This window comes from Bacillus jepli (genome assembly GCF_047238305.1).
Taxonomy (GTDB): Bacteria; Bacillota; Bacilli; order Bacillales; family Bacillaceae_L; genus Ferdinandcohnia.
The window spans coordinates 4,339,629-4,361,350 of the sequence record NZ_JBDFMO010000001.1 but is presented as its reverse complement, the minus strand read 5'-3'; the positions used below and the strand labels follow the sequence as shown (position 1 = coordinate 4,361,350).

The 21,722-nt window shown below is 37.2% G+C and carries 20 protein-coding genes; 11 read left to right on the top strand and 9 right to left on the bottom strand.

Annotation, left to right across the window (positions count from 1 at the left end):
• Positions 1-20: 20 nt before the first annotated feature.
• The 3 genes from ABC371_RS22165 to ABC371_RS22155 form a co-directional block, all read right to left on the bottom strand.
• Positions 21-539, bottom strand: a complete 519-nt coding sequence (locus tag ABC371_RS22165; RefSeq protein WP_412898785.1) for a tryptophan transporter — start codon at positions 537-539, stop codon at positions 21-23.
• A 120-nt stretch (positions 540-659) separates the two neighbouring features.
• Positions 660-1,742, bottom strand: coding sequence for a 3-phosphoserine/phosphohydroxythreonine transaminase (gene serC, locus ABC371_RS22160; protein WP_412898784.1), 1,083 nt, complete (start codon positions 1,740-1,742; stop codon positions 660-662).
• A gap of 150 nt (positions 1,743-1,892) precedes the next feature.
• Positions 1,893-2,318 carry an HIT family protein gene (locus ABC371_RS22155; protein WP_412898783.1) on the bottom strand — a complete coding sequence of 142 codons (426 nt, stop codon included), beginning with the start codon at positions 2,316-2,318 and terminating at the stop codon, positions 1,893-1,895.
• A gap of 801 nt (positions 2,319-3,119) precedes the next feature.
• On the opposite strand from ABC371_RS22155, the gene ABC371_RS22150 reads away from it, so the two are divergent.
• Genes ABC371_RS22150 through ABC371_RS22140 form a run of 3 tightly spaced genes read left to right on the top strand, consistent with a single transcriptional unit; the run spans position 3,120 to position 5,862 of the window.
• On the top strand, positions 3,120-3,860 hold the full coding sequence (locus tag ABC371_RS22150) for an ABC transporter ATP-binding protein (protein WP_412898782.1): 741 nt from the start codon (positions 3,120-3,122) through the stop codon (positions 3,858-3,860).
• Positions 3,853-5,082, top strand: coding sequence for an ABC transporter permease (locus ABC371_RS22145; protein ID WP_412898781.1), 1,230 nt, complete (start codon positions 3,853-3,855; stop codon positions 5,080-5,082). Before ABC371_RS22150 ends, ABC371_RS22145 begins: the two co-directional genes overlap by 8 nt.
• Before the next feature lie 60 nt (positions 5,083-5,142).
• Positions 5,143-5,862, top strand: coding sequence for an EcsC family protein (locus ABC371_RS22140; protein WP_412898780.1), 720 nt, complete (start codon positions 5,143-5,145; stop codon positions 5,860-5,862).
• Positions 5,863-6,092: 230 nt separating this feature from the next.
• Here ABC371_RS22140 and ABC371_RS22135 read toward each other — a convergent pair whose 3' ends face one another.
• A complete protein-coding gene (locus tag ABC371_RS22135) occupies positions 6,093-7,292 on the bottom strand; it encodes a M20 family metallopeptidase (RefSeq protein ID WP_412898779.1) in 1,200 nt (399 codons plus the stop codon).
• Positions 7,293-7,389: 97 nt separating this feature from the next.
• Complete coding sequence (locus tag ABC371_RS22130) at positions 7,390-9,525, bottom strand: GDYXXLXY domain-containing protein (protein ID WP_412898778.1); 2,136 nt, start codon at positions 9,523-9,525, stop codon at positions 7,390-7,392.
• Positions 9,526-9,703: 178 nt separating this feature from the next.
• Between ABC371_RS22130 and ABC371_RS22125 the strand changes: the two genes are divergently transcribed.
• The 4 genes from ABC371_RS22125 (at position 9,704) to modA (ending at position 13,285) form a co-directional block, all read left to right on the top strand.
• Complete coding sequence (locus ABC371_RS22125) at positions 9,704-10,396, top strand: TerC family protein (protein ID WP_412898777.1); 693 nt, start codon at positions 9,704-9,706, stop codon at positions 10,394-10,396.
• Between the two features lie 106 nt (positions 10,397-10,502).
• Positions 10,503-10,838, top strand: a complete 336-nt coding sequence (locus ABC371_RS22120; RefSeq protein WP_412898776.1) for a DUF2680 domain-containing protein — start codon at positions 10,503-10,505, stop codon at positions 10,836-10,838.
• 181 nt (positions 10,839-11,019) lie between these two features.
• Entirely contained in the window at positions 11,020-12,177 is a 1,158-nt protein-coding gene (locus tag ABC371_RS22115) for an acyl-CoA dehydrogenase family protein (protein ID WP_412898775.1), read from the top strand.
• A 337-nt stretch (positions 12,178-12,514) separates the two neighbouring features.
• On the top strand, positions 12,515-13,285 hold the full coding sequence (modA, locus tag ABC371_RS22110) for a molybdate ABC transporter substrate-binding protein (RefSeq protein ID WP_412898774.1): 771 nt from the start codon (positions 12,515-12,517) through the stop codon (positions 13,283-13,285).
• Positions 13,286-13,323: 38 nt separating this feature from the next.
• On the opposite strand, the gene ABC371_RS22105 is transcribed toward modA, so the two are convergent.
• Together ABC371_RS22105 and ABC371_RS22100 are read right to left on the bottom strand one after the other, a co-directional pair.
• The gene (locus ABC371_RS22105; RefSeq protein ID WP_412898773.1) at positions 13,324-13,569 is read right to left on the bottom strand and encodes a helix-turn-helix domain-containing protein; all 246 of its coding nucleotides are present in this window, start codon (positions 13,567-13,569) and stop codon (positions 13,324-13,326) included.
• Positions 13,570-13,714: 145 nt separating this feature from the next.
• On the bottom strand, positions 13,715-14,530 hold the full coding sequence (locus ABC371_RS22100; RefSeq protein WP_412898772.1) for a bifunctional hydroxymethylpyrimidine kinase/phosphomethylpyrimidine kinase: 816 nt from the start codon (positions 14,528-14,530) through the stop codon (positions 13,715-13,717).
• A gap of 228 nt (positions 14,531-14,758) precedes the next feature.
• Here ABC371_RS22100 and trhO point away from each other — a divergent pair, with 228 nt between their 5' ends.
• From trhO to ABC371_RS22085, 3 genes are all read left to right on the top strand, one after another.
• Entirely contained in the window at positions 14,759-15,727 is a 969-nt protein-coding gene (trhO, locus tag ABC371_RS22095) for an oxygen-dependent tRNA uridine(34) hydroxylase TrhO (protein ID WP_412898771.1), read from the top strand.
• Positions 15,728-15,837: 110 nt separating this feature from the next.
• Complete coding sequence (locus ABC371_RS22090; RefSeq protein ID WP_412898770.1) at positions 15,838-16,104, top strand: hypothetical protein; 267 nt, start codon at positions 15,838-15,840, stop codon at positions 16,102-16,104.
• Between the two features lie 16 nt (positions 16,105-16,120).
• Positions 16,121-16,747 (top strand): NUDIX hydrolase, encoded by a 627-nt coding sequence (locus tag ABC371_RS22085; protein WP_412898769.1) that lies wholly within the window; start codon positions 16,121-16,123, stop codon positions 16,745-16,747.
• 591 nt (positions 16,748-17,338) lie between these two features.
• On the opposite strand, the gene ABC371_RS22080 is transcribed toward ABC371_RS22085, so the two are convergent.
• Positions 17,339-19,420 carry a transglycosylase domain-containing protein gene (locus tag ABC371_RS22080; protein ID WP_412899422.1) on the bottom strand — a complete coding sequence of 694 codons (2,082 nt, stop codon included), beginning with the start codon at positions 19,418-19,420 and terminating at the stop codon, positions 17,339-17,341.
• A gap of 164 nt (positions 19,421-19,584) precedes the next feature.
• Positions 19,585-20,727, bottom strand: a complete 1,143-nt coding sequence (locus ABC371_RS22075; protein WP_412898768.1) for an MFS transporter — start codon at positions 20,725-20,727, stop codon at positions 19,585-19,587.
• Positions 20,728-20,852: 125 nt separating this feature from the next.
• Between ABC371_RS22075 and ABC371_RS22070 the strand changes: the two genes are divergently transcribed.
• Positions 20,853-21,722: a LysR family transcriptional regulator gene (locus tag ABC371_RS22070; RefSeq protein ID WP_412898767.1), complete on the top strand. Its 870-nt coding sequence runs from the start codon at positions 20,853-20,855 to the stop codon at positions 21,720-21,722.

The following is a 21,722-nucleotide window of genomic DNA, read 5'->3' as shown; positions in this document are numbered from 1 at the left end:
GACACCCCATGAAAATCTGATTATGCACTTACTGTAAAGTTTGTACGTTTAATAATTTGTTGTGCAACTGGGTGAATAATCGCCATTGCAATTGTACCCATTACAGTTGCTGGGAGGACTACACTAATGAACAATCCGATGAATGTTCCAGGTAGACCAGCAATAAACAGTGCAGTAGTCAAGAAAACAGTTCCAGAAACTAAAATTCCTACTGCGGTAACAGTACATACCATTACAAGTGATTGTGTGTGCTTTCTTGCAGCCATGAAAATGCCGTAGAATACGAATGCTGATACTAACTTATCAACTGGGTTCGCAATTTGACCACCTGGGAAGTTTGTTGTTAATGCTGAAATAACACCAGCGACAATCGCAACAAGAAGAACGTATTTTTTTTCAGGAAATAACATAATTCCTAAAAACATCATGACTAACATTAAGTCAGGTTTCATTCCTAGGTAGATCGGAGGCATAACTGTATGCAAAACAGCACCCATTCCAACTAATAATGATAAAAATACTAAAACCTTTGTATTCATTTCTCATCTCTCCTCAGCTTTACTAAGCTATATTTTTTTGGATTCTCCAATAGTGCACTCATTGCCTATTGCAAAAATCTTACCTTTAATTATATCAGACTATCATCCTACTTGAAAGTTCTAATTTTCTGATTTAAAGGCTTTCATAAATAAAACAAGCGCTTCAACAGATTCATATGGAACCGCATTGTAGATGGATGCACGGCAGCCACCGATAGAACGATGTCCATTTAGCCCAACAAAACCTTTTTCTTTCGCTTGTGCTAAGAACTTTTTCGTTAATTCTTCACTTGGAAGTGTGTAGGACACGTTCATAATGGAACGGCTGCCTACCTTTGCATGTGCTTTATAGAAACCTTCTGATTCATCAATTGTATGATATAAAAGTGCTGCTTTTTCCTTGTTTCTTGCTTCAATCACGGGCACTCCACCTTGTTCCATCACCCAATCAAGGACAAGTGATAGCATATAAATAGAAAAAGTTGGTGGTGTATTATAAAGAGAATTTGACTTAACATGTGTATGGTAATCCAACATTGTTGGCAGATTGCTGTTCCTTTGTTTTAATAGGGAATCCTTAATAATAGCAACTGTTACACCAGAAGGACCAAGATTTTTTTGGGCACCTGCATAGATCATCCCAAACTGCTCCACATTTGTTTCTCTGCATAAAATATCACTAGACATATCTGCAATTAATGGGACATCCGTGTAGCTTGGGTATTTCTCCCATTGTGTTCCATAGATTGTGTTGTTAGAGGTAATGTGAACATATGCAGAGTTAGTCGAATGGTTGTCCCCATTTACTTCAGGGATATAGCTATATTTTTCGTCTTTGCTTGATGCAATGACATTGGTTTCCCCAAGCTTATTTGCTTCTTCAAGTGCCTTTTGAGACCAAGAACCAGTTAAAATGTAATCTGCTGTTTTACCAGGAGTTAAAAAATTCATTGGAATCATTGAGAACTGTAGACTAGCGCCTCCTTGTAAAAATAACACCTGGTAGTCATCTGGAATCTGCAAAAGGGTACGTAAATCAGAAATAGCTTGTTGATGAACTTGATCATATTCCTTGCTGCGATGGCTTAGTTCCATCACTGACATACCAGTTCCTTTGAAATTAACTAGCTCGGCTTGTGCACGATTTAACACTTCAAGTGGCAGAGCAGAAGGACCGGCATTAAAATTGTAAGCTCGTTGCATGGTTGATTCCTCCTATTTTATCGCTTTAGATGAATAAAGCTATCTTATCACGTTTTTATGAAAAAAAAAGTGAAATTTTTTGAAAAGAATGAAGAAAACGCTAACATGGCAATAAAAAAGACAAGACTTAAAAAGTCCTGTCGGTAATGATTAATTTTGGATGGCTTTAGATATAGTGGAAGCGATATTTTGTAAATCCTCGCCTGTATATTGATTTTCATGTGACTTCCATACGATGCCAAATCCATCGCCTTTTCCATAACGTGGAATGAGGTGGAGGTGGAAGTGGAAAACAGATTGTCCAGCTTGTTCGCCATTATTTTGTAAAAGATTCATTCCAATCGGATTGAATTCTTGTTTGATTGCATTTGCAATGGATGGTACGGCTTCAAAAATATGTTGTGCGATTTCAGGTGTTAATTCAAATACATTTTCTTTATGTACTTTTGGAATGACAAGCGTATGTCCTTTTGAAACTTGGCTGATGTCTAAGAAAGCAAATACGTGTTCATTTTCAAATACTTTCGCACTTGGAATATCCCCATTGATAATCTTACAAAAAATACAATCACTCATTTATGTCCATTCCTTTCAAAATTCAAATATTATCCCATATTTTATCATAGGTTCTAGAGATGTAAAAATTTTCATGCCTAAATTCAAAAAGAAACAGGATGCAATCGCAAAGGATGCATCCTGTTCTTGAAGAAGGCTTAAGTTAAAAGGTTAACGGTATCTTTGATAAACACCTCATTTTTTTAGGAATGAAAGTCTTTATCTAATGGAGTGAGTCAATTTCGTGGTTCAAGCGGACCATCCCCTTGTCTTTTGGATATAAGCTTTTTTACGACTTATATTTCGACTAGGTAGCCTTTAACAAACACCTCATTTACAAAATAATGTTATTTTGTTGGTAGTGGTAATTTGTTATGAACTCACTTTCTCTGACATTTCCCAAAGTAACCATCCCCTTATAACAGGTTTAAAAAGCTATCGTCTAAAACAAGGATATTGTCTTTAACAAACACCTCATTCCAGGTAGATGATTAACATCAAGGCTTTTTTCTTGCCCTCTTCAAGAATTAGTATGGCTTTTTCTAGTCAAGATATACAAACTTTTTAACTATGTAAAAAAGCCATTTTTTGATATGATAAAAAGAAAAGTGCAAGGCGCCTTGGTAGCGGAACATCGACTAACTACCGCCACGTCCTGTGGCAAACGTCGATGTCAGCACTTCCTGTGCAAGTCAAGCTTAAGACGAGCGCTGACAGAAGGTGCCTTATACCTTCCGAAGCGATTGGCGTAAGACCTCGAGCCGATGGCGCCTGGAGTTAGACATCGAAAAATACGTAATACGGGTAAGAAGGGAGCTTTCCATGGCACTATTAGAGATAAAAAATCTAACAGGTGGATATACACAAAATCCAGTTTTAAAAGATGTTTCCTTCCAAGTCAAACAAAATGAGATTGTAGGATTAATCGGATTAAACGGTGCAGGGAAAAGTACGACTATTAAACATATCACTGGTCTGATGGAACCGAAAAAAGGATCCATCCAAATCAACGGAAACACGATTCAAGAGGATATGGAAGCCTATCGCTCTATGTTTAGTTTTATTCCTGAAACACCGATTCTATATGATGAATTGACATTATATGAACATTTAGAACTAACGGCTATGGCATATGGGTTAGAGAAGAAAGTTTTCGAAGAAAGGGTACAACCTTTATTAAAAGAATTTCGAATGGAAAAAAAGGTAAAGTTCTTCCCATCTCATTTTTCAAAGGGAATGAAGCAAAAGGTGATGATTATGTGTGCCTTTCTGGTTGAGCCTGACCTTTATATTATTGATGAGCCATTTGTGGGACTCGATCCGCTTGGTATCCAGTCATTATTAGAATTAATGAACAAAATGAAAAATCAAGGTGCAGGTATTTTAATGTCGACCCATATTCTTGCGACGGCTGAAAGGTACTGTGATTCTTTTATTATTTTACATAACGGGAAGGTAAAGGCCTCTGGAACCTTGGAGGATCTTAGGCAGCAATTTAAAATGGATAACGCCACACTTGATGATATTTATATCAGCCTAACAAAGGAAGAAGAACATGATTGATATCAATGAATTATGGAGTAAGCGTCAAACCCAACATTTTAAGGAAATAAGCCGTTACTTACGCTATATGTTAAATGACCATTTATTGATTGCCCTCCTATTTTTAGGTGGCGGAGGGGCGTATTATTATAATTATTGGCTGCACGATGTTCCAAAAAATTTTCCATATGCCATCATTATTGCGCTCATTTTAGGGTTCATATTAACAAATAGTCGTATTCAAACATTGGTAAAAGAGCCTGACCTCGTTTTCTTATTGCCCATTGAAAAGAAGCTAACTCCTTATTTTCAAAAGGCATTTTGGTATAGTTTGTTCTCCCAAATCTATTTATTGTTAATAGTATTTGCGGTAGCAGCACCTTTGTATCTAGCTGTTACGGATAAAACCTTTTCGTCTTTAGCTGGGATTTTCGTCATTGTGTTGTTGTGTAAAGCATGGAACCTTTTAATGACGTGGTTTACACAATATTACACGGAAAGCTCAACCTATTATACTGATATCGTGATTCGCGTTATTTTAAATATCGTACTCATGTATTTATTATTTTCAGGTGCATCGATTCTTGTGATTGGCAGTGTGGCTGTCATCATGGTAGGGTTGCTCCTTTATTTCCATAAAGCAGTTGAAAATAAAGGGCTAAAATGGAATACATTAATCGAATTAGAATCGAAACGAATGCTATCCTTTTACCGAATTGCGAATTTATTCACTGATGTCCCAAAGTTAAAGGAACGGGTGAAAAAAAGACCATGGCTCAATTGGGTGACAGCGTCAATTTCGTATTCAAAGAAAAATACGTTTCGTTACCTTTACACACGTACTTTTTTGCGGACAAGTGACTATTTAGGAATGTATGTGAGGCTGACAATTATTGGTGGATTAATCATTTATTTCGTCCCATTTCAATATGGAAAAGCCTTTGTTATGATTTTGTTTCTTTATTTAACTGGCTATCAGCTAATTACTTTATGGAGACATCATAGCTTGAAAATTTGGGTTCGCTTATACCCTGTAAGTGAAGCTGCAAAGTTAGCCTCCTATTTACAGCTATTATTCCAGCTACTTGTTGTTCAGTCTATTTTATTTACCATACTCTTGTTTCTAACTGCTGAAATCACGACAGCATTCACTTTCTTAGTGGTAGGTATTGTATTTGTTTATCTATTTGTGTTTGTTTATTCGAAAGGGAAAGTACGTAAGCTTGATCGCATGTATGGTTAAATGAAACCTTTTCTTTTATTCACACGTAGAATGACTAAACGAAAAGAAGGGTAGAGGTGCATGAACGATTCGTATATGGTAACGGTAGAAGAGGAGTTATTTCAATGGCGCAAAAAGCTCATTAAAAAGTCAAATATGCTCCAACGTGTATCGAAAAAAGCACAAACAAAAGTGAATGAATTAATTCCTGAGAAAGCTCATACGGTCATTACCGAAAGTATTAAAAAAATGGTTCAAGCAACGTTGGTTGGTTCGGAATATACAACGAAGGGAAGCTATCCTCAAGGGCTGACATTACAAGTTAAAGAAAAACTGATTGAAGATAAGCTTACTGTTTATCGACGTACTGCAGCGGCTGAAGGAGCCGGAACTGGAGCAGGAGGATTTCTATTATCGTTGGCTGATTTCCCATTACTTCTGTCGATAAAAATGAAGTTCTTGTTTGAAGTGGCTGCGATTCATGGATTTGATACGAAAAACTATGAGGAACGCCTTTTCTTGTTGCAGGTGTTTCAGCTTGCTTTCTCAAGCGATGAGCATAAAAAGAAAACCTTACAAGTAATTGAGAAATGGGAGGAAGTAAAATATCGTCTAGCGGAATTGGATTGGCGAATTTTCCAACAGGAGTATCGAGATTATATTGATTTCGTGAAAATGCTTCAACTACTGCCGGGTATTGGTGCTGTTGTCGGAGCCTATGCCAATTATAATCTTCTTGATCATTTGGGTGAAACCGCGAAAAATTGTTATCGATTACGCATCTTAAAAGAGAGTAACTAAATGAAAACGCAAGAATGCTGTAAACAACAACATTCTTGCGTTTGTTTTTGGATTTTTGACAAGATTGGTATACGCGGTACATGCGTTTGAAACGAAAAAGAGAAAGCATGCCCCGCAAGAAGTGTCTAGCGGTACATGCTTGAGTAAAAGAGTCCTAGCTTTTCACTAAAGATGTATTTAGAAGTACATGCTTCAGGCAAAAGTCGCTAGCCTTGTTTGGCAAGCCCTTTTTACACTGTAGCTTCCTCAGATTTTTCTATTGATAAGTAGTTCAGGGTTGCAGCTCCCAATGTTTTTGCAGCAATGAGCATGGCTTTTTCATCAATATCAAATTTAGGATGGTGATGTGGATAGGCATTTGCTTCATCTACTGGCTTTGCCCCTGTAAAGAAAAAGCTTCCTGGAACATGCTGTAAATAATACGCGAAGTCCTCACCACCCATTTGAGGTGCAGTTTCATTTACATGCACAACACCTGGTACATTCTCTGCAACTTCCACAAGCAAATCAGTTTGTTCCTTATGATTGACGACAGCAGGGTAACCTCGGTGATAGGCATATGTGTAAGAGGAATCAGATGCAATACAAGTTCCCTTTACGATTCGTTCAATTTCTGCCTCAATTTGACTTCGTACATCCTCACTAAATGTTCGTACAGTGCCCTCAAGTTTCGCAGAGTCTGCGATCACGTTAAATGGATTTTCTGCAACAAATGAGCCAAGGGTTACGACAGCAGATTCAATCGGATCAACTCGTCTACTTACAATTTGTTGTAAATTCATGACAAGCTGGGATCCAATCACAATTGCATCCTTTGTTGTATGCGGATGCGCCCCGTGTCCGCCAGACCCTTGAACCTTAATTTCAAACCGGTCGGCTGCAGCCATAATTGGACCAACACGGTATTCAATTGTTCCTGTAGGGGTAGTTGACCATAAATGGGTTCCAAAAATGACGTCTACATCTTCGAGACAGCCATCCTCAATCATCGCAATTGCGCCCCCTGGAGCAAATTCTTCCGCATGTTGGTGGATAAGAACAACATTTCCTGCAAGTTGATCTCTCAATTCATGGAGTGTTTTCGCCAGTACAAGTAATGTAGCGGTATGCCCATCATGGCCACAAGCGTGCATCACACCAGGTACAGTCGATTTATAGGGTACATCCTTTTCATCTTGAATTGGGAGTGCATCAAAATCGGCTCTTAGGGCAACCGTAGGACCTGGCTTGTCACCGTGAATTTTTGCAACAACTCCATTGCCTCCAACATTTGTGCGCACCTCGACCCCGATGTTTTTATAGAAATTCGCAATGTATTCAGCTGTTTTATATTCTTTAAAAGAAACTTCTGGGTGTTGATGTAAATAACGGCGGATATTGACCATTTCGGTGTAATTATTATCTAAAGCTTCATATAGGTTATGTAACATTTTCCGATTCTCCCCTCTTTGTAGTATGAATAAATTATATCATGATTATTTAGATTTTTAGTACTTTTCATGAGAAAAAGGAGGCAAGTGTGCCTCCTTAATAAATGGTTTCTACTATTGCATTTCCGTTTTTCGCAACTTTTACTTTTGCATGTTTGGCATCAAGTTGAAGATCTAACCCAGTTCCTTCTTTGACAAAATAGCTTTCAATCCCAAGGATTACCCCATCATATCCATTGTATTTACCTGCAATCAGAACTTCATCTTCAGCAAGTTGATATTCTTTAGGGTCAATGGAGGTAAGTATTTTCTCACGTTGATACACTCCATTTTGATCTTTTTTAGCAAGGATGTAAACCCGATTTCCGGAACGAACATTTGTTAGTTCAGGAACTTCGGCAATTTCATAACGTAAGGTAACATAGTCCCCCTGAAGCATGGAACGGGGATCAACTGGTGCCAATTCGAGCGTAATTTCTTTTCCATTTTGCAAAAGCGATTCATTGCTTCCAATTTGGTATCCGACAAATCCTAATTGGAGAAGGAATATAAGTCCAATCAGACTCCACTGCTTTTTCGTAAATACTATTTCATTTTCAATCACTTTTACACCCGACCTTCGATCAAAGAATTGGGTAATTGTAAAGAAGACAAGCCCGATAACTAGAAGTGAAAGTGATTTGTGTACAAGTGACCAAACTAAGTCATAATAGGTAGAAATAAATAATGCAATCCAGAAGACAAGTGTCATTCGAAACATAAATACATCGTCGTGGCGAGAGTAGAAAAGGACTAATGTTGTCGTAATGATAAAGAACACCAGACTATATAAAATCTCCTGCCATAACAAATTATCTAAAAAAGTTAGTGAATAGAAGAAGAGCAAAGTATAGAATGAACTTATTCTTTTTAATTTAGTTTCTGAACGAACGACATAATAGATGATTGCGTTTAACAGGGCAAATCCTATCAACACAAACTCTAAGTGTACCCATTGGCCCCATGCATCTAGGAAAAGATTCAAGGAACAACCAATGATTGTTGTATAGCTTAAAAAACGAATGATTCCATCCTTCATGACGATTGTGACCACGACCGATACGATTAAAAAGAAAATCGTAATGGATGTCGATAGGAAAAATGCCTCAAGTAGACCCGAGAAAAAACCGATAAACAGCAATGTGTTTCGGACATAGGGTCCAAGCTTTTGCACAAATAAGCCTACACTAATAAATATTACACTTAAAATGACAGTTGGATAAAAACTAGAAAAGATCAGGAATAAAACTCCTCCGAAACTAATCGAAAACATAAAGGATCCTATAAGTGTGACAATCACGATTAAGATACCTTTGACCGCCTGACTCACCGGAGTCTCTGTATGTTTCGCCGATAAATGTCTTGCGAGCAGAACCCCACCAACTATCAGGGCGATCGAGGCTATTGAACCGATTATTTGTAATCCAAGGTAACCCATTGCATCTCCAAACAAAAATGGGATTTCAATGATTTTCGTACACACGTAAATACTAACCATAGTGAATAAGATGATTGAAATATACTTATCAATTTTCTTTGTAACAAGATAGAAATAAGATATGGACGCAAATACAAGATATAAAACATTCGTCCACCCACTATACGGTTCATACAATTCAAAGATGCTCATTCCGATTAACATGGCATGTGTCATTGTATAAGACATATAACGAATCGAATGATTTGCTAAAAATCGCGTAAAGGTTAGCAAAAATACGATTAAATTAATAACAGCAATGATGAGATATATGAGCCACTCCTGAAAATCTGTGCGGACGATGAAGTATGATGAGGGATTCATATAGAACCAATAGGCAAGGTGGAAAAGCACAAAGCTTAAAATAGACAAAGGTGCATAACGTGTGCAAATCGCAAGCAGTAATGCAGGTATTAGCCAAATAAGGAAAAGTACATAACTATCTGCATGAGAGTTGTATATTTGACCAATTAATGCAACGCATAAGCCGAAGGAAATTGCACCTGCAACCAATAGCCATTTCCCTAAAAATACTTGATGTGAAAGGAGTTTTGAGGAAAGGACCGATAATAAATAAAATAAAGCAATCGCAGCCACTGCAAGTGCCACTTTTTCAAAACGTGTAAATTCTGGCCAATTTGCAGCAAAAAAATAAAGAACACCAGATAAAATTAATACAATCGAAGCAAAGTAACCAAATGGAATTAACTTCTTCATTCATACTCCCCGTTTCTCCTAGGAAAAATAAAATTTTTCTACTAGTACTATATGTTGTAATAATGAATCGTTGTAACGATTATAATATATTTTTCCAATTATGATACCAATTTTTAATGAACAAATTCTTAAAAGATAAATGTAATTTGGGGGAACCTAATTTTGAGGTGAATTACTTATGGAATTGTTTTCAGGAGAGTTTTTTTCAGCTCTACTTGCAATTGTAGTAATTGATCTCGTCTTAGCAGGCGATAATGCGATCGTTATCGGTTTAGCCGCAAGAAATTTACCTAAGAACCAGCAAAAACGAGCAATCATATGGGGAACCGTAGGAGCCATTATCATACGTGCAGCTGCTACCTTAGTTGTAGTATGGCTTCTCGAGATACCTGGATTACATCTCGTTGGAGGAATTCTCCTCATTTGGATAGCCTATAAGCTCCTCGTTGATGATCAAGAGGATCATGAAATTGAGGCGAAAGGTTCTTTTGGATCCGCGGTTCGAACAATAATTGTTGCCGATGCGTTAATGGGACTTGATAACGTTCTTGGAGTTGCCGGTGCTGCTCATGGTAGTTTTGTTTTGGTCATTGCAGGGCTGATAATTTCAGTCCCAATTATGGTTTGGGGAAGTACGTTGTTTATTAAATTAATTGATCGTTTTCCAATCATTGTTACAATCGGTGCAGCAATACTGGCCTGGACAGCATCAAAAATGATTGTAGGAGAACCATTCCTACAGGATTTTTTTGATAATCCATGGATCAAATATGGATTTGAAGCACTAGTCATTATTGCTGTTGTGTTTATTGGAACAAAGATGAAGAAAACAAAAGCACAGTCGATACAAGAAAAGCAAAAAGCATCTTAGATACAGGTGGCCATTATGGCCACCTTTTTAAATGGGATGAATAAAACTTGGATAATAATGGATACTAACAACGAATTGGTACACAATTGAGAAAGGAAGTATTTAGATGAAAAGAATGACTGGTTTTGTATTACTATTAAGTTTCTTTCTTCTAGGAGGAATCCATGCAAACGCTGAAGTGGAGAAGAGTGAAGAAAGACCTAAGGTAGAGCTTACTGATCAGCAGAAGCAAGAGCTCGATAAGCTTTATCTTGAACTCCTTGAAACAAAGAAATCGATTATTGACAAATATGTTGAATATGGCGTTCTTCCAAAAGAGAAAGCCGATAAAAAGCTTAAATGGTTGGACGAGCATTACCAAAAAATAAAAGAACATGGATATATCCCAATGCATCATTATAAAAAGCATCATGATGATGAAGATAACAACGACAATGATTAATCGAGGAGCTAGATAAAACAGTACCTGTTTTGTCTAGCTTTTTTCTTTTAACATCAAGTAATCACGAACTCATGAAGTGTCACATCCTCAGGTTTGCGCATTTATTTTTAATTATTCAAATAGGAATAGTATAATATACATATTGAATTAGTAAGGATGATTCGAAAAAGGAGAGGTGAAAATGCCCATTTCATTTATTAAAACAGAGAAACAAAAGCATTTATATAAGCTGGCTAGCGAATTAGCAGAGAGATTTTATGAGAGAGCTCAAAAGTATGATGAAACAGGAGAATTTCCTATATTAAATATTGAGGATTTAAAAAGAACAGGCTATACAAGTCTTTCAGTACCAAAGGAATATGGAGGGAAAGAAGGTCTTTCCTTGTATGACTTTGTATTGTTGCAAGAAACGCTTGCTGTTGGGGATGGCTCAACCGCCTTGTCGATTGGATGGCATCTTGGCGCAACCATGGATTTATTTGAGAAGCAGCGCTGGGATGAAGAGAAACTTTCTTCTTATGCAAACCAGGTTTTGCAAGGAGCCTTATACAATCGTGCTGCAACAGAGCCCCAAACGGGCAGCCCTACTCGAGGAGGAAAACCTCAAACAACTGCTAAAAAAGAAGGGTATAAGTGGATTCTTTCGGGAAGAAAATCATTTACAACCATGGCCCCTGTCCTTGATTATATCGGCGTCATTGCTTCGATAGAAGGCACAGATCAAGTGGGTGAGTTTTTGGTCGAACGCTCAAAAGCTGGAGTTACAATAGAAGAAACGTGGAATACCATTTCGATGAGGGGGACAGGAAGCCATGATTTAGTACTTACAAATGTAGAACTGGAAGAACATGATTTAGTAGAAATTTTAACCCCAGAATTAAAAGCAATACCAAGTGGCTGGATGCTGCATATTCCAGCATGTTACCTAGGAATTGCAATTGCTGCTAGAAATTATGCAGTGAAATTCGCAAATGAATACTCACCAAATAGTATAAAGGGGCCGATAAGAACGATACCAAATGTTCAGCGAGTCGTTGGGGAAATGGAAGCTGAGCTGCTTCAGGCACGTCATGTACTGTACTCAATTGTTGACAAATGGGATCGAACTGTTGACCGTAGCCAACTTGGACCAGAATTAGGTCTTGCCAAATACATTGCTACAAATAGTGCACTTTCTGTAGTTGATAAAGCAATGCGAATTGTCGGTGCAAAAAGTCTACATAAATCCAATCCACTACAAAGATACTATCGCGATGTGAGAGCAGGACTTCATAACCCACCAATGGACGACATGACAATTGCTAAGTTAGCGGATTTAGCTTTTAAGGAAATGGAATAATATGTGAAAATGTAGTCACAAAATAATCAACTTGTGACTACAGTTCCACTATTTAAAGAAGCAATTGATGAATCCGATATGGTGATGGGAGTGCTTGTGAATTCTCAAAAAATAGAAAAAGCGAAAAAACTTTTCCATTTTTTGTTTACGAATTAACAAACGTTCATTAAAAATTCTAGTATTTTACGATATTATTTTCTTCAACACGTTAAATGAAAGAGAAGAAGAGTATCGTCAAGGACTTGTAAAACACATAGTCAAGCACGTTGAATTATTAAACCTATAATTGTTCAAAAACACCTTCCTTTTAGTTATACTAACTAGGGGAAGGTGTTTTATGTATAGGTTCATTTTTTTACTCATACTTGTCTTATTATTAAATGCATGTGGGTCACCTAAGAAAACTGAAGATGTTAAAAATATGGGGATAACCGTTTCTGCTGCAGCAAGCATGCAAAATGTGCTCCAGGAATTAAAGGAAAACTTTGAAGAAAAGCATTCAACAATCGATATTTCCTTTAATTTTGGGGCATCAGGTGCACTTTCCCAGCAAATATCACAAGGTGCGCCGGTAGACTTATTTTTATCTGCATCACTGGAGAAATTCAATGACTTAAGAGAAGCTGGGCTCGTTCATGAGGAATTTCAACAAAATTTAATCGGTAACGAAATTGTCTTAATCACTCCGGAAGATAATAATAAAAATATTAAATCGGTGGAAGATTTGAAAAAAGCAGAGCGAATTTCAATCGGTATACCAGAAATTGTCCCTGCAGGTGCATATGCAAAAGAAGCCCTAGATCATATGGGGTTGTGGGATACCATTGAAAATAAGCTTGTTCTTGCTAAGGATGTTCGTCAAGTACTTACATATGTTGAAACAGGAAATGTTGATGCAGGATTTGTTTATAAAACAGATACGGAAACGTCAGATCATATTCAAGTTATCACGAGTGTGGACTCTAAATACCATTCACCCATTATCTATCCAATCGGGGTTATAAAATCTTCGAAGCATGTGGAAGAAGCAACACTATTTTATGAATACTTATCAAGTGAGGAAGCCATAACCCTATTTGAGGAATATGGTTTTACAAGAATCCAATAAAAAGGCAATTGGCACACATGTCCAATTGCTTTTTTATTTTACATATAAGGATGTACGCCCTTTGCTACTTCTTGAACGATGGATGCAAGGGATGATATTTGTTGATCATCTAAATTAAAAGACTCTTTGATTTTCATTTCAAGGTTGCTTGTAATTCTGCGTTTGCCAACTTCGACAAGAGCAATTAGCGCAAAGCTGCAATTTACAGCTTTAGCAAAATCACGTTGAGTCATGTTGTTTCTTTTGCGTAAAAATTTAACGATATCTTTGTTAATCCTAGGCATCTTTCTACACTCCTTACCTATGGCTTTCTACAAGTGAATATCTATTATTCTATGATATTCACAATATTACCATCATCTTTAAAATTCGTCTAGGCAGGTTTTTCATTACCTAAGATTAGTAAAGCTTTAGAGTTTTTTCTACAGCTTAGTTATCACCGTAAAGTCGACGTGCAGCATGATTTGTTGGACCAACATACTCATTTAGCTGGAAGGAATGACGAATGGCAGCTGTAATGAATTTCTTCGCTTCATATATGGCTTCCTTTACATCTAATCCTTTTGCAAGTCCTGCTGCAATCGCTGCAGAAGAAGTGCAGCCTGCACCGTGAGTAAATGTTGTTTCAAAACGGTCACTTTCAAGGATCTCTATTTCTTTTCCATCATATAAAACATCTACTGCTTTATCATGTTTTAGCTTTCCGCCACCTTTTACAAGTACATATTTTGCACCAAGGTCATGTATCTTAACAGCAGCTTCTTTCATCTGATCGACAGTTGTAATCGAACCAATTCCACTTAGTTGGCCAGCTTCAAATAAATTTGGAGTAATGACGGTGGCAAGTGGAGTAAGTATTTCTTTAAGAGCAACGGCATGGTCTGGGAATAGAACTTCATCTTCGCCCTTACAAACCATAACAGGGTCAACCACAAACTTTTGAAGATTATGTTTTTTTACCGCATCTGCAGCAATTTCAATAATATCAACAGTAGGAAGCATTCCAGTTTTTGCCGCATCAACACCAATGCCATCAAGAATTGTTGCTAATTGTGCCTTGATGATATCATGCTCAACGGGAAACACTTGGTGATTCCAACGATTATTTGGGTCCATCGCAACAATTACAGTTAAGGCTGACATGCCATAAACCCCATTTTCTTGGAAAGTCTTTAAGTCGGCTTGTAGTCCAGCTCCACCACTGCTATCAGAACCTGCAATTGTTAACGCTTTTGGTAAACTCATATTTGAAACCCCCATCCAAAAAAATTTGACAAGATATATTATATATCAAATGTCGAAAATAGATATATTATTGTAGAAAAAAAACGACTTTACAATATAAGGAATGTATAAAACGTTGATTTAGTATTAAAGAATTTGATACAATACACTGATGTAAGAGAAAAAGTGTAATTCGATCCTAAACACATTCATATCTTGCAAATATTAATGATAGGCGGTCGAAAAATAATGACAGAAACAAAACCTTATCGAGTATTACTTTATTATCAGTATGTGACAATTGAAAACCCAGCAGAATTTGCTAAAGAGCATCTTGCGTTCTGTAAGGAAATTGGTTTAAAAGGTCGTATTTTAGTCGCGACTGAAGGGATTAACGGAACAGTTTCCGGTACAATTGAACAAACTGACAAGTATATGGAAGAAATGAGAAAAGATCCACGCTTCGCTAGCATTGTATTTAAAATTGATGAAGCAGATGGTCATGCATTTAAGAAAATGCATGTTAGACCACGTCCTGAGCTTGTGAACTTAAGTCTTGAGGATGATATAAATCCACATGAATTAACCGGTAAATATCTTAGTCCAAAAGAATTTTATGAAAAAATGCAAGATCAGAATACGATTATTCTTGATGCACGGAACACCTATGAATTTGATTTAGGACATTTCAGAGGTGCAATCAGACCTGACGTTGAAACATTCCGCGATTTACCACAATGGGTACGTGAAAATAAAGACATGCTTGAAGGTAAAAAGATTTTAACATACTGTACAGGCGGTATTCGTTGTGAAAAATTCTCTGGTTGGTTAGTGAGAGAAGGCTTTGAGGAAGTCGGCCAACTTCATGGTGGTATTGCAACTTACGGAAAAGATCCTGAGGTACAAGGGGACCTTTGGGATGGCCAACTCTATGTTTTTGATGAAAGAATTGCTGTTCCAGTAAATCAAAAAGAACACGTTATTGTTGGTAAAGACCATTTCACTGGTGAACCATGTGAAAGATATGTAAACTGTGCAAATCCAGAATGTAATAAACAAATTCTATGTTCTGAAGAAAATGAGCATAAATATTTAAGAGGCTGTACTCATGAATGTCGTGTTCATCCACGTAACCGTTACGTAGAAGAGAATGGTTTAACTGAGGAAGAAGTAGAGGAACGTTTACAAGCTCTTGAAAAAGAATTAGTACAACAATAAGTATGATGACCACAGTGATTATAGTTCACTGTGGTTTTTTCTATAATGGATAATGGGAGCCCAGTGCTCGTCATTTTCTGATACAATATAGGAAAGAAAGGGGAGAATCTGTGAAATTTATTGCATCTCATTCGTATATTGTTATACAAAGAAAAATTGAGTGGAATGAACAAAAATATATCGAAACACATCATCAACTACGATTATTTGAAGACAGAATCCTTTCTTCTGCAAATGAATTTCAACTAGAACATGTGTATGATGTATCCTACCGAACAAGCTTTTTATACCTCCATACCAATCAAGGAGTATTCTCCTACCATATAAAAGAAGAGCCAATTGAATTTATTCAAGCTTTTAAAGGCTTAAAACAATAAATATTCGAGGTGAACTATGGAAATAGATAAAATTGTCAGTGTTATCAACAATCGAACTCCATCCATATTAGGTCTTGGTGAATTCAAACGCTTTTCCATTCTTCTTCCTTTGATTAAAAAAGATAATGAAGTTCATATCCTATTTGAAGTTCGATCAAGCCAACTAAGAAGGCAGCCAGGTGAAATTTGCTTTCCAGGTGGGAAAATGGATTCAACCGATAAAGATGAAAGACATACAGCGATAAGGGAAACAATGGAGGAGCTAGGAATAAAAGAGAGTGCGATTACAGATGTAAGCCCATTAGATTATTTTGTATCACCTTTTGGTACGATTATTTATCCATTTGTAGGTGTGATAACCAATCCTGATGAGATTCACCCGAATCCAGAAGAAGTTGGCGAGGTTTTTACGGTACCATTGTCATTTTTTCAGGCTAATCCACCACAAATTTTCAAAGTGAATTTTCATGTAGAACCTGAAGAAAGCTTTCCTTTCAACGATATTATTGGTGGTGAAAATTACAAGTGGCAGGTACGGGGAATGGATGAATGCTTTTATTATTATGAAGACCGGGTTATTTGGGGCTTAACAGCTGGAATTCTTAAACATTTTATAGAAGTCATTGATAAAAGCCCTAAATAGAGGGCTTTTTGTTCATTATTGAGTAAATTTAGTGTTAGGATGACGGTCTAATTCTTCATAGAGTTCCACTGTATTCCAGATATTAGTATGTTGGTGTCACCCGAGTGGCCGTGGAGATCCACGAAGTACTAGATAATAGGAGGTTGGTGTCTCCCGAATCGACGTGGAGGTACCTGGAGTACCAGATATTAGGAAGTTGACGTCCCTCGCATGGCCGTGGAGATCCACGAAGTACCAGATATTAGGAGGTCGGTGTCCCCCGAATCGACGTGGAGGTACCTGGAGTACCAGATATTAGGATGTTGGTGTCCCTCGAGTGGCCGTGGAGGTCCACGAAGTACCAGATAATAGGATGTTGGTGTCCCTCGAGTGGCCGTGGAGATCCACGAAGTACCAGATATTAGGAGGTCGGTGTCTCCCGAATCGACGTGGAGGTACCTGGAGTACCAGATATTAGGAGGTCGGTGTCCCCCGAATCGACGAGGAGGTCCATGCAATACCAAAAACTAGGAGATTGACGTCGCTCCAAATCGCCACTCTCGGATCAATTAAAAAGAGTATTGCTCGTTTGAACAATACTCTTTGGAAAATCTAGTTTCCGAGTAATCCTTGTACTTTTTCTTTCAGTTTTTGACTAACATCCTTCATGTCTTTTTTTGCTTCTTCCAGAACTAGCTTCCATTTTGCACTTTCTTCTTTTAAGGCTTCTTCCACTTTTTCAGCCTTCTCTTTAATTTCTTCTTTTGAAATTGTTTTTCGATCCTCTTGTCCGGATAGTTTCGCATTAACCGAGACAACATCAAATGAATCTACTTCCATCGATGGGAGCATTTCCTCCATCATTGCCCTAAATAAAGGAACTATATAATCGGAGCTGCTTCCTTGAATATAATGTGTTTTATCTGTTTTGTCATAGCCTAACCAAACAGCTCCAACGAAATTAGGCGTAAATCCGACAAACCATTGGTCCTTTGTACCATTTATATCTTTATAAGGAAGCTGTGTTGAACCCGTTTTTCCAGCTAATTCAACTCCAGGGATTTTTGTTCCCTTACCTGAACCAGTTTCAACTACGTTTAGAAGCATGGATGTCATATCATCAGCTACTTTTTTGGAAGTGACTCGAGTTGTTTTATGCTTATGTTCAGCAATCACATTCCCAGTTGGTCCTACTATTTTCGAGATAAGATGTCCATCCGGTCGTTTTCCATCATTTGCAAAAACGGAATAGGCCTCTGCAAGTTGTAATGGTGAAGTCCCTTTATGCATACCACCAAGTCCAATTCCGAGATATTTATCTTCATCTGTATAAGGAATACCAAACCGTCGTAAAGCATCAAGTCCTTTATCAAGTCCAATTTGGTCTAACAGCCAAACGGTCGGTGCATTCAGGGAATTCTCTAGTGCTTCGTACATCTTTACCTCACCTTGGTAGGTTCTTGAGAAATTCTCTGGTGTGTAATCGCCATATGTTTTCAACTCATCCTTGAGCACGGAGGTTACCTCATATCCATCTTCAAGAGCGGGAGTATAAACAGCTAATGGCTTTATCGTTGAACCTGGTTGTGCCTGCAAATGGGTGGCACGATTAAAACCACGAAATACATAGTCACCACGACCTCCGACTAAACCAAGTACACCACCTGTTTCAGGATGTACCATAACAGCTCCACTTTGTACGAGTACATCTCTCCCTTTTGGGAAAAGGTAGTCCTTTTTATAGACAGCTTCAAGGGAAGCTTGAATATGTTGATCCATTTCAGTATAGATTCGGTACCCACGAGTAAGAATTTCCTCTTGAGTTAGACCATATTTTTTAATGGCTTCATCTAGAACAGCATCTACATAATAGGGATAATTTCTTTGGATATAACTTCCACCGCCATCTTCAAGCTGTATTTCTTCCTTTTTCGCTTGGGCATATTCATCGTCAGAAATCATCTTTAATTCATGCATTTTCAAAAGTACAGTATTTCTTCTTTTGATAGCTCCATCGTAATTTCGATAAGGATCTAATGCAGAAGGAGCTTGGAGAAGTCCGGCCAACATTGCTGCCTCACTAATTGATACTTGTTCAATATCTTTATTAAAATACTTTTTAGAAGCTTGGCTTATTCCCCATGAGCCATTTCCAAAGAAAACCTGATTCAAGTACATTTGCAAAATTTCATCTTTGGAATAATGCTTTTCAATTTCTAAGGCTAAAAAGAGTTCCTCGATTTTCCGTTTATAGGTCTGTTCAGGAGAAAGAAGTGCATTTTTTGTCAACTGCTGAGTAATGGTACTTCCTCCACCAGTGATTCTTCTTGCAAATAGATTATTAAAAAAGGCGCGCATGATTCCTTTAATATCAAAGCCATTATGGCTATAAAAGCGTTCATCTTCAATGGCAATGACTGCATTTTTTACATGGTCGGGTAGTTCTTCAACCTGAACACCTTCCGTACGATTTGTCACAATATTGGTGGCAACCGCACCGTCTTTATCATAAATAACAGTTGCTTGGCGCAATCCGTCCTTCAATGACTGGACGTTCGCTTGGCTTGCCATGAAAGCAAAGAAAAGCATGGACACTAAAATAAACACTAACATAATCAGTAATAATATTTTTGTCAGATGCTTTTCACGCCAAAATCGTTTAATAGATTTCCAGGCACGTTTTATATACGGCATTATTTTTTCAAATATACCTCTCATATTTGTTTCTCCAATCGTTAGGATGCTTGAACTTATATTTTATAACAGTTATTCGAATAAGAGAAATATAATATGACGTTGTATAGTTAATGTTATAAATGAAGCCTACAGCTATCCTTCATGCTGTAGGCCTTTGTAATCTATGAAGCTAGTTTGCTTTTCTTTTCTGGCTTAATGGCAAATAAGCCGCCAAGTAAAAACGTTCCACTGATAAAAAACACGGAAAAAATTCCAGCCCAAGATCCCACCAATCCAAAGAAGACAGGGGCTATTAACTGAGACAGCCGATTAGAGGCAAGTCGCAATCCTAGAACTTCACCAGTCCTTGATTTTGGTGAAGCATTATAGGTGGTTGTCATCGAAAGTGGTTGACCACATCCCAAACCAAGTCCCATTAGGGCACTTAACGCACCTAATAAAATCACATTTCCCGTAAACGGCACTATTAAGAACGATATTCCAGCCATAAAAACGGAAGCAATTAATACGCTGTCCCTTCCAAGTCTGCCAGTTAAAGCTGGTAGTAAGAATCGAACGAGAATAATCGCAAGTCCCTGAATTGAAATAATCCAACCAATCGTAGATGTTGAAATCCCATACTGTTTAGCAAAAAGCGGAAAATAGGCGATGAAAATATCCTTTGAATAAAGAACAAGTGCACTTGATATTAATGCTTTTCGTAATAACGGCATTTTTAATAATCCGACAGAAGCAGAGATGCTCATCTTTTGCTTAGTTTCTTGCTTCCGAAGTACCGGAATAAAAAACGAAATTAAAATAGGAACAATATTAATAAAAATCGAAGCAAGGAATACGGAAGCATATGAAATGTGTTCCCCTAAATAACCTCCGATTATTGGACCAATCATTGCCCCCATCGCGGTCGCGATACCGAATAAACTATAGTACTGATCTCGCTTTTCCTCAGTCGCAATATTTCCAAGTATGTTTTGTAAGGATACCGTTATAAAGACGGCTGCAGTTCCTACAATTAATTGTGAAACAATCAAGCTCAGCATGGAAGGAAAATAGTAAGGGATGATCATACCTAGTGAAATCCCAATTAATCCAAAAAACACAGGTAATCGGTCCCCGATCTTATCAGCAATTCTCCCTGCATGTATAGCGAAAATTAAAGGAAAGAAAGCATATGCTGCTGTTAAAATTCCAATATCAAATGTATTCGCTCCCATTTCGGAAGCATACAACGTGATGATGGGTCTAGTTGTGTTTAAAATCGTTTGAAAACCAGTACAGATGATGATGACTATCCAGAGAATCATGTTTTCCCCCACCTATAAACTTCTTTATTATGTATGGATAAATATAGTATATTGATAGATATAAGTAAAATATTGTATTTGAATTAGTGGTCATAAGTTTTCTGAATATCTAAAGGAGGAAAGGAATGCGGAGTCAGGATTGGGAAATTCTTAAAGTACTTTATGAAAATAAGAATATAACAAAAACGGGTAAGCAATTATTTATTTCACAACCGGCCTTAACAAATCGGATTAAACAAATTGAAAAAGAATTTGGAATTAAGATTATTAATAGAGATAGACGCGGTGTCAAATTTACACCACAGGGAGAATACCTTGCTAAAAGTGCCGAAGAAATGATTTTAAAATTTAGACAAATAAAAGATAATTTGACCAATATGGAGCGTAAAGTGGTCGGAACCATTAATTTAGGCGTTTCAAGTTTTTTTACAAAATATAAGCTTCCTCAATTACTAAGAGCGTTTAAAGACAAATATCCGAATGTGGAATTCAAAGTAACTACAGGGTGGAGCCGAGATCTTTTTCATTCATTATATAAAAAGGATATTCATATTGCATTTGTTCGCGGTGAATATACATGGATGGAGCAAAAGCGATTATTATTTGAAGACCAGCTTTGTGTTGCCTCAAAAGAGAAAATTGACTTAAAAAACTTACCAGATTTGCCTAGGATAAATTATAAAACTGACAATTTTTTAAAATCTATTATTGACCACTGGTGGATGGAGAATTATACAAAACCTTCGAGGATTACAATGGAGGTAGACCAAGTCGATACATGTAAAGAAATGGTCGTAAATGGACTTGGATATGCAATATTACCTGGGATGATCTTAAAAGGAAATGAAGATATTTATAAAGTGTTTATCAAGGATAAAGAAAAGAACCCATTAATACGTAATACATGGATGCTTTATCATAATGAATCGCTTGAGGTAAACGTAATTAATGCATTTGTCACTTTTATTGAATCATTCGATTTGCATGATTTATAA

Coding starts and splice junctions, on each gene's coding strand:
- trhO (WP_412898771.1), top strand. CDS start 14,759: ATGACAGAAACAAAACCTTATCGAGTATTACTTTATTATCAGTATGTG.
- ABC371_RS22165 (WP_412898785.1), bottom strand. CDS start 539: ATGAATACAAAGGTTTTAGTATTTTTATCATTATTAGTTGGAATGGGT.
- ABC371_RS22135 (WP_412898779.1), bottom strand. CDS start 7,292: ATGTTACATAACCTATATGAAGCTTTAGATAATAATTACACCGAAATG.
- ABC371_RS22125 (WP_412898777.1), top strand. CDS start 9,704: ATGGAATTGTTTTCAGGAGAGTTTTTTTCAGCTCTACTTGCAATTGTA.
- modA (WP_412898774.1), top strand. CDS start 12,515: ATGTATAGGTTCATTTTTTTACTCATACTTGTCTTATTATTAAATGCA.
- ABC371_RS22115 (WP_412898775.1), top strand. CDS start 11,020: ATGCCCATTTCATTTATTAAAACAGAGAAACAAAAGCATTTATATAAG.
- ABC371_RS22100 (WP_412898772.1), bottom strand. CDS start 14,530: ATGAGTTTACCAAAAGCGTTAACAATTGCAGGTTCTGATAGCAGTGGT.
- ABC371_RS22075 (WP_412898768.1), bottom strand. CDS start 20,727: ATGATTCTCTGGATAGTCATCATCATCTGTACTGGTTTTCAAACGATT.
- ABC371_RS22070 (WP_412898767.1), top strand. CDS start 20,853: ATGCGGAGTCAGGATTGGGAAATTCTTAAAGTACTTTATGAAAATAAG.
- ABC371_RS22120 (WP_412898776.1), top strand. CDS start 10,503: ATGAAAAGAATGACTGGTTTTGTATTACTATTAAGTTTCTTTCTTCTA.
- serC (WP_412898784.1), bottom strand. CDS start 1,742: ATGCAACGAGCTTACAATTTTAATGCCGGTCCTTCTGCTCTGCCACTT.
- ABC371_RS22155 (WP_412898783.1), bottom strand. CDS start 2,318: ATGAGTGATTGTATTTTTTGTAAGATTATCAATGGGGATATTCCAAGT.
- ABC371_RS22105 (WP_412898773.1), bottom strand. CDS start 13,569: ATGCCTAGGATTAACAAAGATATCGTTAAATTTTTACGCAAAAGAAAC.
- ABC371_RS22140 (WP_412898780.1), top strand. CDS start 5,143: ATGAACGATTCGTATATGGTAACGGTAGAAGAGGAGTTATTTCAATGG.
- ABC371_RS22145 (WP_412898781.1), top strand. CDS start 3,853: ATGATTGATATCAATGAATTATGGAGTAAGCGTCAAACCCAACATTTT.
- ABC371_RS22085 (WP_412898769.1), top strand. CDS start 16,121: ATGGAAATAGATAAAATTGTCAGTGTTATCAACAATCGAACTCCATCC.
- ABC371_RS22080 (WP_412899422.1), bottom strand. CDS start 19,420: ATGCCGTATATAAAACGTGCCTGGAAATCTATTAAACGATTTTGGCGT.
- ABC371_RS22150 (WP_412898782.1), top strand. CDS start 3,120: ATGGCACTATTAGAGATAAAAAATCTAACAGGTGGATATACACAAAAT.
- ABC371_RS22130 (WP_412898778.1), bottom strand. CDS start 9,525: ATGAAGAAGTTAATTCCATTTGGTTACTTTGCTTCGATTGTATTAATT.